An 11,445-nucleotide genomic window follows, 5' to 3' on the forward strand; every position below is an offset into this window, starting at 1 on the left:
GCTCAGCGCTGGTCGCGGCAGAAGTCGGCCAGGCGGTCCGCGGCGGGCGCCACGGCTTCCCCCGACGGCAGCGGTGCCGCCGGATTGCGGATCCACTCGGCGATGTCGTGGCGCACCCGGGCGCCCTGCAGATCCCGCGGCAGCATGTGCCAGCCATGCCTGTAGAGCGCCACGCGCAGGCCGTCCGGGTCCGCGGGCAGCCGCTCGAGCATGCGGCAGAAGGCGGTGCGGGGGATGATCCGGTCGCGCTCGCCGTAGAGCAGCAGCACCGGTCCCTCCAGCTGGGCAATACCGGCGAGGGCGCGGTCCATCAGGTTTGTCACGCCCCAGAGGGCATCCACCCGCGCGCCCTTCAGGACCAGTGGGTCCGCGCCCATGTCGCGCAGCATGTCAATGTTGTCCGATGGGTGGATGGGCACCCCCTCCCCGGTGAGGACCTTGCCGGGCGCCAGGCGCACCGCCGTGTCCAGCACCAGGCGCTGATGCCAGGGCATGCTGTCGCGGTCCCAGACCGCGGGTGCGATGAGCACGAGCGCATCTGCGTCGAGCGGTCCGTCGGCCAAGGCCGCGAGCACCACGGCCGCCCCCATGCTCTCGCCGACCACCACCAGCCTTGCCCCTGGGTGGCGGGCGCGCAGCGCCGCGATGAGCGCGCGCAGATCGGCCGTCAGGCGCTCGCTGCCATGCCAGCGCCCGGCGAGTAGCCCGGCGCCGAAGCCGCGCTGATCCACCGCATGGACCACCATGCCCTCGGCCGCCAGCCGCCGGGCAAGGGCCGCGAAGGCGTTGGCGTAGTCGTTGAAGCCGTGCAGCGCGAGGACAATGGTGTCAGACGCCGGGGCTCGCGCAGCCCCTGCTTGCTCGCGCGCGCGTCCCGACGCCCGGCGCGCCGGCTGGTCCGTGGTCCTGCCCCAGGTGCGCAGCGGCAGGCGGAAGCCGTCCGGCATGCGCACGTGGTCGGCGGCGAGCGCCGGCTCCAGCAGCGGCGCTGGGGTCGGCACCAGGCGGGGCCCGGTGCAGCCCGGCAGACCAACCAGCGTCAGGGCGGTGATCCCGGCCGCCAGCGTGCTGCGCGCGGGTGGTCCGAAGTGTGGGAGTCGAGACTTCGTCACGGCCGTTCGGGGCGCCAGTCGAGGAACTCGGCCAGCGCCTGCTGGTAGTGGGGCTGGGCCTCCAGGAAGCCTTCGTTGTGCCCACCCACCAGGTCCACGAAGCGCTTCGGCTCCCTGGCGGCGGCATAGAGGGCGCGGCCGTGCGCATAGGGCACCACGCCGTCGTCCGGGCTGTGCAGCACCAGCACCGGTGCGCGTACCTGCGGCAGGTGCTCGGCGGACGGGAAGCGGTAGCGCAAAGGCACCAGGCGGGTGAGGAGCGGATAGTGCAGCTTGGCCATGGCGGTCAGGTCCGTGAAGCTGGACTCCACGATGAGCGCCCCCGGCTGTACCCGCGCCGCCAGCGCCGTGGCCACGGCGCCGCCGAGTGAGCGCCCGAAGATGACGATGTCCGCCGGCGCGATGCCGCGGGTCTCCGTGAGCCAGCGCCAGGCGGCGTCCGCATCCCGGTAGAGCCCGATCTCGCTGGGCTTGCCCTCGCTCTGCCCGTAGCCGCGGTAGTCGATGATGAGCACGTCGAGCCCGAGTGCGGCGAAGATCTCCAGCGAGGCGCCCCGATGGGACACATTGCCGGCGTTGCCGTGCAGGAAGAGCAGGGTGTGCAGGCGCGCGCGCCGCCGCTCGGCGAAGGGGGGCTGTGCGGGCAGGAGCCAGCCGTGCAGGCGCACGCCGTCGTCGGTGGTGAGCTGAACATCCGAGTAGGTCATGCCCCAGTGCGAGGGGTCCCCGACCATCTCCGGGAAGGGTCGGAACAGCAGCTTCGGCTGCAGCAGCCACACCAGGAGCCCCAGCACCAGCAGGGCGGCTGCCAGCTGGGCGCCGATGGACAGCAGGCTCAGGAGCATGCGCATGGATGAGACGGGACCGGCGGGCGGCGACGGTCAGCCCCGGCGACGGCGCCGACGCGGCGCAGACGGCTCCAGCGCCGGACCGGGCGCACCGTCCAGGTAGCACCAGCCGGGCCCCAGCCGACGGAAGCGGCTCACCTCGTGCAGCCGACCGGCGCGGCCGTGGCGCTTGAAGCGGGCGACGAACTCCACCACGCCCTCGCTGTCGGCGGCGCCGCCGCCCTCGGTGCGCAGGACGCGGAGGTCGAGCCAGCGGATGTCCCCATCCAGCGGCGTCTGCGTGTTGTCCATCGCAGCAGCCCCGCCCGGGCAGCAGCTGCGCGTCAGATGGCCTGCATCGCCCAGCACGTGCGCCGTGAAGCGCGAGCGCATCAGCGCCTCCGCGGTGGGCGCTGGGGCGCCTTCGATAATGGGTCCGCAGCAGGCGCCGAAGGTGCGGTGGGCGCCGCAGGGGCAGGGCGTGTGGGCCTCGGGTGACATGGTGGTCGGCATTTGCTTGCCCGCGCGCAGGTGCGTCAGTCGGGGAGCGGCAGAGGCCCCTCCTGCATCGCGGCGATCTGCTCGCGCAGTGCGAGCACCTGATCCTGCCAGAAGCGCGGCTCATCGAACCAGGGGAAGGCGGCGGGGAAGGCCGGGTCCTCCCAGCGTCGGGCGATCCAGGCGGCGTAATGGATTTGACGCAGGGTGCGCAGGGCCTCCAGCAGGTGCAGCTCACGCGGGTCGAAGTCGCGCCACTCCCGATAGCCCGCGAGCACGGCACCGAGCTGGAGGCTCATCTCCTCGCGCTCGCCCGCGAGCAGCATCCACAGGTCCTGCACGGCGGGCCCCATGCGCGCGTCGTCCAGGTCCACGAAGTGCGCACCGGCGTCGGTCCAGAGGATGTTGCCGCGGTGACAATCGCCGTGCAGGCGCAGCGAGGCGACCTCGCCCGCCCGCGCGAAGCAGGCCCGCACCTCGCCCAGGGCCTGGTCCAGCACCGAGCGATAGGCGGGCTCGAGCTCCGCCGGCACCCAGCCCGCGTCCAGCAGATAGGCCCCGGCCTCCTCGCCGAAGCCCCGGATGGTCAGCGCCGGGCGGTGCAGGAAGGGGGCGGCGGCGCCGACGTTGTGCAGGCGCCCGAGCAGCCGCCCCAAACGGCGCAGGACGTCTGGGTCGTCCAGCTCCGGTGCGCGACCGCCGCGCCGGGGCGACAGGGAGAAGCGCAGGTCCTCATGCCGAAACAGGCTTTGCCCGTCTTGCCGCAACGGCGGCACCACCGGGATCTCGGTGTCCGCCAGGGCCTGCGCGAAGGCATGCTCCTCCAGGATCTGCGCATCCGCCCAGCGCCCGGCCCGGTAGAACTTGGCGATGAGCGGCGGGGCATCCTCGAGCCCCACCTGGTAGACGCGGTTCTCGTAGCTGTTCAGCGCAAGCAGGCGCCCGTCCACGGCGAAGCCCAGGGACTCCACGGCGTCCAGCACGCGGTCCGGCGTCAGGTCCGCATAGGGCTTGGGGTTTGGCTCGGTGGCGGTCATGGCGGGGCCGGCGTCGCTGTCTGGATTATTCGCGCAGCTTGCGGCCGAGCGCGAGCAGCAGCAGCTCACCGTCACCCAGCTCCGCGCGCGCGTCGATGAGCTCGCGCAGCTCGGCCGGACGGTCGGTGATGATGGCGTCCACACCGTAGTCCAGCATGCGCGCCATGTCCGCCTCGGTGTTGACGGTCCAGACGTGGGTCTCGAGCCCCGCCCGGCGGTTGGCCCGGACCACTGTAGGCGTGACATGCGCCTGGTTCATGCTGAGCAGGTCCACGTCGAGCCGCCTGGCATTGCCGAGCGCGGCGGTGACGATCTGTCCGATGCGGATCTCCGGGGCCAGCGCGCGCACCCGGACGAGGCCGTCCTGGTTGAGGGAGGTGATGATGCAGCGCTCCCCGCACCCGGCATCCCGCACCGCCGCCACCACGCGCTCGGCGAGCTGCTGGTCGTGGCCGTTGTACTTGAGCTCGATGTTGAGCGCCAGGTGACGGCCCGCGACCTTGAGCGCCTCGGACAGCGTCGTGATGCGCTCGCCGGTGTACTCGGGGCCGAACCGCCGTCCGATGTCCACCCGCTGCAGGTCGGCGAGGTTGGTCTCCCAGACCTTGGCGGGAGAGCCTGCCATGCGCATCAGATCCTTGTCGTGCAGCAGCACCAGGGCGCCGTCGGCGGTCTCCTGGACGTCGATCTCGGCCACATCGGCACCGTCGGCGATGGCCTGATACAGCGCCGCCAGGGTGTTCTCCGGTGCCTCTACGGAGCTGCCGCGGTGTGCCGTCACCAGGGTTTCACGCCCGAGCCTCAGGTCCGATAGGGTGTGGGCCGCAAGGCTGCCGGCGGCGAGCACCAGCGCCAGCAGGGCGCCGACGATGACCCAGCGCGGCACGCGCGCTGAGCGCGCGGCGCGGTTCCAGCGGTCCGCAGGCAGACCGTCCACGTTCATGATGCCCAGATACAGGTGCATGATGGACGCCGCGAGCACCGCAAGCACGCCGAAGGACAGCAGCGTCGCGAGCGCAGCCAGCAGCACCACCGCCACCGCCGTCGCAGACACCAATGCCCGCGGGCCGTCCAGCAGGCGCAGCAGCGCCCCCAGGCCGGCATCCGCGAGCCAGAGCACTGCGGCGGACAGCGCGAGCGCCAGCAGCAGGTTGAGCACCACGAGCCGAAACGCCCGCCAGCGCCGGCCCCGCAGCAGCTCGGCACTGCGCCGCAGCGCGGCGCGGGCGCAGATGCGCTCGTACAGACACAGCGGAATCGAGATGCCCCAGGCCACCATGAACCGGATCACGACCACCGCCGCCACGGTGACCAGCACCGCGCCGATGACGAGCGCGGCCATGAATTCGGGCGGGCGCTGGTCGAGATACCAGTTGATGTCGTGGGCGCCGAGCAGGGTGGTGTAGACCACGGCCGCCACGGCCACCAACGGCAGGAGCCACAGCAGCAGGATGCCCACCTGCCACAGCGCCAGGTGCAGCAGCCGGGGCAGGGCGCCGAGGGCCGTCGCCAGGGCATCGCGCCAGTCGGGGGCCTTGGCGCGGCTGACACTGGCGGCGACGTGCATGAGCCCCGCCTGCTCCGCGTAGAAGCTCGCCAGGCTGAGCGCGACCGCGAGCAGAAGGAAAGCGACGCCGGGTAAGGACAGGAGGAAGCCCGCGATGGCCTCGTTGGTGACGCTGACCGCACCGCTCGCGGCAATCAGGCGCTGCAGCACCCAGGCGCCGGCGGGCGCCAGCAGCACCAGGCCGACGGCCTTGAACATCAGGTCGTAGACCAGGCCTGCGCGCACAGCCTTGCCGAACAGCGCGTGCGCATAGACGTCGTACCAGGTGTCGAGGATGGTATTCATGGCTCGGCACGCGAGACCGCGGCATCGGTGGTCTCAGGCGCATCCGGCACCAAGTCCGGCAGCTCGGTGCGCTCCATCTCCACATCGGCGCGGCCGGCCATGGCGCGCACCACCGGGCCCAGGGTGAGCCCCTGCACCAGGATCGAGAACACCACCACGCAATAGGTCACCGTCACCAGCAGGTCGCGGGTCTCCCCTGCCGGCAGCGACAGCGCCAGGGCGACGGAGATGCCGCCGCGCAGGCCGCCCCAGGTGAGGATGGTCACGACCCCCGGCGAGAAGCTGCGGAAGCGGCGCATAACGGCGATGGGCAGCCCGGCGCTCGCGGCGCGGGCCAGGAGCACCAGCGGGATGGTCAGAATGCCCGCCAGCAGATACTGCGCGCTCAGGGTGAGCACCAGCAGCTCCAGCCCGATGAGCACGAACAGCACCGCGTTCAGCACCTCGTCCACCAGCTCCCAGAAATTGTCCAGATGCTCCTGGGTCAGCGCCGACATGGCCCCGTTGCGGCCGTGGTTCCCGATGAGCAGACCCGCCACCACCACGGTGATGGGCGCGGAGATATGCAGGTGCTCGGCCGCGGCGTAGCTGCCGCTCGCCAATGCCAGCGTTACCAGCACCTCCACCTGATAATTGTCCACCCGGCGCAGCATCAGGAAGGCCATCGCGCCGGCGACGAGGCCGAACAGGAGGCCGCCGAGCGCCTCCTTGCCGAACAGCTCCAGCACACCGGCCGGCGTGACGTGCTCGCCGCCGAAGGCGATTTCCGTGAGCACCATAAAGGTGACCACGGCGACGCCGTCGTTGAACAGGGATTCGCCGGTGATCTTGACCTCCAGGCGCTTCGGCGCGCCGGCGCTCTTGAGGATGCCGAGCACGGCGATGGGGTCTGTCGGTGCGATGAGCGCGCCGAACAGCAGGCAGTAGATGTAGGGCACATCCAGCCCCAGCAGCCAGAACAGCACGAAGACGGACGTGCCCACCAGGAAGGTGGCGCCGAGCACGCCCAGCGTCGCCAGCGTGGCGATGACCCATTTTTGCTGCGCGAGATCGAACAGGTTCACATGCAGTGCGCCGGCGAAGAGCAGGAAGCTCAGCATGCCGTGCAGCACGGTGGCGTTGAAATCGATGCTGTTCAGCATGGCCTGGGCGTCCGCCTCCAGCTGGTTGCTGCCGGGCAGGGGCAGCAGCAGCGCGAGGGACACCAGCAGCGCGATGAGCATCAGGCCGATGGCCGTCGGCATCTTCAGGAAGCGGTGGTTGATCCAGCTGAACACGGCGGAGAGCGTGATCAGGATGGCGATGATGTCGAAGAGGCCCATGGCGGTGACTGCTCCGGCTGGCTGGCGGGCGCCTTGCTGCGGGCTGATGCGCGCGCCCCCGGGTCGGGCGCGCCGCGCTGCTGGCGCCGCCCTGGCTCGCGGGCGAGCGCCGGCGGCGGCCGGCGACCATTATGCCGGCATCGGGACCTGATGAGGACGCCGTGGTATCCGGGCGCCGGGCCGCCGCGGACTCCGGGCGACGCCGGTGTGGGGCAGAAGCGCAGGACGCTCAGAGCGTCTCCGCGGGCGGGCCGTCGTGCGCCGCTGCGGCGAGTGCGACCCGAATGGTCAGGTCGTCCAGCAGCTGGTCGATGTGGGCGCGTACCGCCGGCAGCGCTGCCAGCGGCGCCGCATAGGGCGAGCGCCCGCAGTGCCAGCCCTGCCGGTCGATGCTGCCGATGACCACGCGGGACGGCAAGGGGTAGGGGTGCTGGCCCAGCCCGCGCTGGCTCGCCAGGAGCAGGCGCACACGCACGCGCTCCGTGGCGGCGTGCGCGCGGCGGTCCCGGTCGAAGCCGCAGTAGCGCACCAGATAGCGGCGCGGGCGGTCGGGGTCCGGCGTGAGCTCCAGGAAGCTGGATCCGCCGAGACCCAGGCGGCGGGGCTTCAACGGCACGGGCATGGCGCGGCTCCGTTGACTTGACCTCCTGACCTTAGGTGAGCCGCCGGCGGGATGCAACGCCGCGCTTGCGACCGCCGCCGATCAACGGCAGAGCAGGGCACACGGACAGGGTCGCCCTGTCGTCCGTGTCGTGGCCCGTGCGTGGTTGCGATCCGCCGGAGATGTCGCCATTGCTCAGCAGCCCGCCGGCCAGCGCCGGCCGGCTGCCTTCTGACCCTGTTGTCTCCAAACGAACGGCCGATCGAGGACCACAGCCATGTCCGATGTACGCATTATCGAAGTGGACGAAGCCCTCTACGCGCAGACCGACATGCGCCCCGGCACCCGTATGGTGCAGGTGGCCGTGCCGACGGACCGCCCCGTCACCGTGCACGCGGTGGTCAATGCCAAAATGCTCCAGCAGTGCCGCATCTGGGACGCCGCCGGCCACATGCATTTCGAATGGGAAGGGCGCGGCGAGCAGCGCACCATCGGCGCCGGCGCTCGCACCTTCGAGCACACCCCGCTCAACGTCGCCTGCGCGGCGCTCCAGACCGACCACTGGGTGGTGAGCGATCTCAACGTCTGCGCCGAGAGTGAGGAGGGTGAGCGCCGGGTGGTCATCAACTGCGAGGACGGCGGCGACTTCCCCGGCAGTTGGGACGATCTCATCGTGCGCTTCAGCTGGACCGAGGACTGATCGCACAGCAAGCCGGCGTCCGCGGTGCAGGCCCGCACCCTTGACAGTGGCTTCCTCAGAGACTATTAGTTTCCAGTACAGAAACTTACAATCCGGTCTGGGGAAGTTACTTCAATGTTGGCCTCTAACTATACAGCAATCGCCGTGCGGGCTGCGCTCGCCCTGGCGCTGGCCGGCGTGCTCAGCGGCTGCGGCAGCACAGCATCCCGAACTGTCAGCGCGGACGGCGAGCTGATCGACCTCGCCGGGCTCGACGAGCAGCGCGCAAACGTGGTCATGGCCGCCCTGTCGCAGGTGGGCACGCCCTACGTCTACGGCGGCTCTGACCCCGCTGAAGGCCTGGACTGCAGCGGCCTGACCCAGTTCGCCCATGCCGCCGCCGGGGTCAGTATCCCCCGGGTCTCCACCGCGCAGCGCGCGGCGGCACGCCCCATCCGGCGCAGTCCCGCGCCCGGCGACCTCGTGTTCTTCAAGACCGGTCCGTCCCAATACCACGTCGGCGTCATGGTTGATGGGGAGCGCTTCGTGCACGCATCCACCTCCAAGCGGCGGGTGCGGTTGTCCAGTTTGTCCAAGGACTACTGGCGCCAGCGCTACCTCGGTGCCGGCACCTATCTCTGACGGCATGGTGGGGCGCACTGCGCGCAGAGCGCCCGCGCTCTCAGCGGATCGCCGACAGGCAGCGCACGCGGCGTCCTGCGCCCCGTGCAACCCGCGCCGCCGCGCGCTGTCCTAAGGCGCAGGCCGCCGGCGATGCCTGCTCGGATTCGCCTTTTGCGGGCGGATGTTGCACAATGGCCGGCGGTTTGGGGCAAGCCCCCCCAGGTCGGCGTGGGCTGTGCAGGCTGTCGTCTTGCCAACCCGGTCCGCCACTGTTTCCATCCACGTCAGAAGGAGACGTCAGAATGTCCGATAAGCCACTGAACAAGAGCCGTCGTGACGCCGTGAAGACCATCGTCGGCGGCCTGGCTGCCGTCCCGGTCATGAACCTGGTCGCCACCGCCGCTGCCTACGCTCAGGAGCTGCCGGCCGTCGATCCGGCGACGGATCCCACCGCGCAGGCGCTCAAGTACGTCGCCGACGCCACCACCGCCGATCGCGCCGCCGCTGCCCGTCCGGGCATGGATCCGTCCGAGCAGGTCTGCAACAACTGCCAGTTCCACCAGGTTCTCGATGGAGAGGGCTGGGTCGCCTGCACCCTGTTCCCCGGCAAGAAGGTCGCAGCCGGCGGCTGGTGCACCTCCTGGACCAAGCAGGGCTGATCGCGGAGTCCCTTGCCGGGCGTTGTACCCGGCTTGCGATCGCGCCGGCCCGCTCAGGGCTGGCGCATGTCCAGCGAATCGGTCTCATCGGCCTTCGGCGCCGGCATCCATCCCGCAGCTTCACGTTGACTGACCACCCCCGGTCGCTGCGGCGCGTCCGTAGACCTCCGTCCAGACCTCCCGCCTCGATCAGGTCTCTCCTGAGCATCGGCGCAATCGCCGTCGCCGGCCCGAAGCCGCCACCAGTCCGTTCAGCAGTCTCGGCCGCAGTTGCCGGGCATTCCCTGTCGATTTTCGGGCACCGACAACAGCCTGCCGGCCGCCCGGTGGCTGCGCCGGAAGCCGCTTCCCCCCTCCCTGGTTACACCATCAATGCCCGTTGGCGCGCGGCCATTGCAGCCCGGATTGACGCGGCGCAGCATGAAATGCGCGCGGGCGGTTTAGTCCACGCGATGTCGGCCGTATCATCAATTGCTGATCGAGCTGCCGGCAGCGGATGCCGGAGACTTAACAGGTAGCGTCAGCCCGCTGCTGGCCGGCCCGCGTCATGTCGGGCACTACCCCCCGGAGTTCCGTCACCATGGGCCAAGCCGTTCCCGTTCGTCTCTCTCCCGTGCTGATCCGTGCTGCCGTCTGGAGCCTGATCGGCATGATCTATGCGCCGCTGTATCTGGTTCTGAGCGAGCTGCTCACACCCACGCTCGGCGCCCTCGCCGGCGTGGCTGCCGCCGCCTCCGCCGGCGGCATCGGCGCCGCCTTCTACGGTGCGCGCCAGCTCGCCCTCAGCGCCAGTGTGATCGGTACCGGCTGCGCCGTCGTGGCCATAGCTGTCGTTGGGCCCGATGTCTCGCCCTGGATACTGAGCCTCGCTGCGGCCCTGCTCAGCATCGGCGTCGGTTTTCTCGTGCGCTTCCCCCACCGCTGCACCGCCGATGTGGGTGTGAAGGTTCTGGGCGGCCTCGGCACCGGGGCCCTGTCGGCGGCGCTGCTGCTGCTGGCTGATCAGGCTTTGGGGTTGCGCTTGCCGGTGCCCGCAATGCTGGCCTTCCTGGTGTCCGTGACGGGCGTGCTGTACGTCAGCGTGCTGGTGGTCCGGCCGGTGCGTGTGGGTGGGCGCGGGCGCTTCTGCGACCTGAGCGAGGGCCTGGTGATCTCCGTCATCGCGGTGGTCACCGCCAACGGTCTCGCCGGCTTCGCCGGCATCTTCGCCATGGGTGATCCCGGCGCCCTCACCGGCGCTTTGCTGCGCGTCAGCGAGCCGCTGCCGGCCGCGCTGCTCGCTGCCATGTTCGCGGGTGCCGTCGCCGGTGGGATGCTGGAGCTGTTCGAGTTCGACTGGGTGGATCGGGTGTGAAGGACGGTCGCTGGGCGCTTGCGCAGCACGCTGCGGGGTGCAATCTAGGCAGCAGTCCCGGATTTCTTCGCATCGCCCCCGCATGAAGCGCTCCAAGAGCAGTCAGCGTTGGCTGGACCGCCAGGCCAGCGATCCCTATGTACGCCGCTCCAAGGCCGAGGGTTACCGCTCCCGCGCCGCCTACAAGCTGCTGGAGATCGACCGTAAGGACCGGCTGTTGCGCCCGGGCCTGTGCGTCGTGGATCTGGGTGCCGCACCCGGGGGCTGGGCGCAGGTGGCCGCGCAGGCGGTGGGTCGCCGCGGCCGGGTGCTGGCGTTGGACCTGCTGGAGATCGCGCCCATCGATGGGGCGGATATCATCACCGGCGACTTCCACGACGACGCCGTGCTGGCCCAGGCGCTGGACTGGCTGGGCGCCGACCGTGCGGGGCGGGGGGCGGACCTTGTGCTTTCCGACATGGCCCCAAACGTGTCCGGCATGAGGGCGGTGGATCAACCCCGATCCATGCTGCTGGTGGAGCTGGCGATGGATTTCGCCGAGCGGGTGCTGAAACCCGGCGGTGACTTGGTCGTCAAAGCCTTCCAGGGTACCGGCTTCGACGAGGCGCTGCGGGCGCTGCGCGGTCGCTTCGACAAGGTGGTCTGCCGCAAGCCCGAAGCCTCCCGCAGCCAGAGCCGCGAGACCTATTTTGTGGCAAAAGGGTTTCGGGTCGGGTAGGGTTCAACGACACAGCAACACAGCCCACAGCAACCATGCCGCCGCCGGTGCACAACGCCGGGCGCCGGCGACTGAAGAGGCACGCGCCGTGAGTGACATGGCAAAAAATCTGATTCTCTGGGTGGTCATCGCCATCGTGCTGATGTCCGTATTCAACAACTT

Annotated in this window: 12 protein-coding genes; 5 read left to right on the plus strand and 7 right to left on the minus strand. The window is 70.4% G+C overall.

Translation table 11 applies throughout. The features are described from left to right. Window positions 1-2 precede the first annotated feature (2 nt). From QZ607_RS22430 to QZ607_RS22460, 7 genes are all read right to left on the minus strand, one after another. A complete protein-coding gene (locus tag QZ607_RS22430; protein ID WP_295887495.1) occupies window positions 3-1,112 on the minus strand; it encodes an alpha/beta fold hydrolase in 1,110 nt (369 codons plus the stop codon). Further along, window positions 1,109-1,963 carry an alpha/beta hydrolase gene (locus QZ607_RS22435; protein WP_295887498.1) on the minus strand — a complete coding sequence of 285 codons (855 nt, stop codon included), beginning with the start codon at window positions 1,961-1,963 and terminating at the stop codon, window positions 1,109-1,111. The genes QZ607_RS22430 and QZ607_RS22435 overlap by 4 nt, the downstream gene beginning before the upstream one ends. A 30-nt stretch (window positions 1,964-1,993) precedes the next feature. Beyond that, window positions 1,994-2,440, minus strand: a complete 447-nt coding sequence (locus QZ607_RS22440) for a YchJ family metal-binding protein (protein WP_295887503.1) — start codon at window positions 2,438-2,440, stop codon at window positions 1,994-1,996. A 35-nt stretch (window positions 2,441-2,475) separates the two neighbouring features. Beyond that, the gene (locus QZ607_RS22445) at window positions 2,476-3,474 is read right to left on the minus strand and encodes a serine/threonine protein kinase (RefSeq protein ID WP_295887509.1); all 999 of its coding nucleotides are present in this window, start codon (window positions 3,472-3,474) and stop codon (window positions 2,476-2,478) included. A 25-nt stretch (window positions 3,475-3,499) separates the two neighbouring features. Then, window positions 3,500-5,326: a glycerophosphodiester phosphodiesterase family protein gene (locus QZ607_RS22450; RefSeq protein WP_295887515.1), complete on the minus strand. Its 1,827-nt coding sequence runs from the start codon at window positions 5,324-5,326 to the stop codon at window positions 3,500-3,502. Further along, the gene (locus tag QZ607_RS22455) at window positions 5,323-6,648 is read right to left on the minus strand and encodes a sodium:proton antiporter (protein WP_295887519.1); all 1,326 of its coding nucleotides are present in this window, start codon (window positions 6,646-6,648) and stop codon (window positions 5,323-5,325) included. Before QZ607_RS22455 ends, QZ607_RS22450 begins: the two co-directional genes overlap by 4 nt. 229 nt (window positions 6,649-6,877) lie before the next feature. Then, window positions 6,878-7,270: a hypothetical protein gene (locus tag QZ607_RS22460; protein ID WP_295887521.1), complete on the minus strand. Its 393-nt coding sequence runs from the start codon at window positions 7,268-7,270 to the stop codon at window positions 6,878-6,880. Window positions 7,271-7,526: 256 nt separating this feature from the next. On the opposite strand from QZ607_RS22460, the gene QZ607_RS22465 reads away from it, so the two are divergent. From QZ607_RS22465 to QZ607_RS22485, 5 genes are all read left to right on the plus strand, one after another. Then, window positions 7,527-7,949 (plus strand): hypothetical protein, encoded by a 423-nt coding sequence (locus QZ607_RS22465; RefSeq protein WP_295887524.1) that lies wholly within the window; start codon window positions 7,527-7,529, stop codon window positions 7,947-7,949. A gap of 114 nt (window positions 7,950-8,063) precedes the next feature. Beyond that, window positions 8,064-8,570: a C40 family peptidase gene (locus QZ607_RS22470; RefSeq protein WP_295887527.1), complete on the plus strand. Its 507-nt coding sequence runs from the start codon at window positions 8,064-8,066 to the stop codon at window positions 8,568-8,570. Between the two features lie 323 nt (window positions 8,571-8,893). Beyond that, window positions 8,894-9,211 (plus strand): high-potential iron-sulfur protein, encoded by a 318-nt coding sequence (locus QZ607_RS22475; protein ID WP_367268244.1) that lies wholly within the window; start codon window positions 8,894-8,896, stop codon window positions 9,209-9,211. A gap of 580 nt (window positions 9,212-9,791) precedes the next feature. After that, window positions 9,792-10,565: a hypothetical protein gene (locus QZ607_RS22480; protein ID WP_295887534.1), complete on the plus strand. Its 774-nt coding sequence runs from the start codon at window positions 9,792-9,794 to the stop codon at window positions 10,563-10,565. 82 nt (window positions 10,566-10,647) lie between these two features. After that, complete coding sequence (locus QZ607_RS22485; protein WP_295887537.1) at window positions 10,648-11,283, plus strand: RlmE family RNA methyltransferase; 636 nt, start codon at window positions 10,648-10,650, stop codon at window positions 11,281-11,283. The last annotated feature ends 162 nt before the right edge of the window (window positions 11,284-11,445 follow it).

Source organism: uncultured Thiohalocapsa sp., from assembly GCF_913063425.1.
In the GTDB taxonomy this organism is placed as follows: domain Bacteria; phylum Pseudomonadota; class Gammaproteobacteria; order Chromatiales; family Chromatiaceae; genus Thiohalocapsa.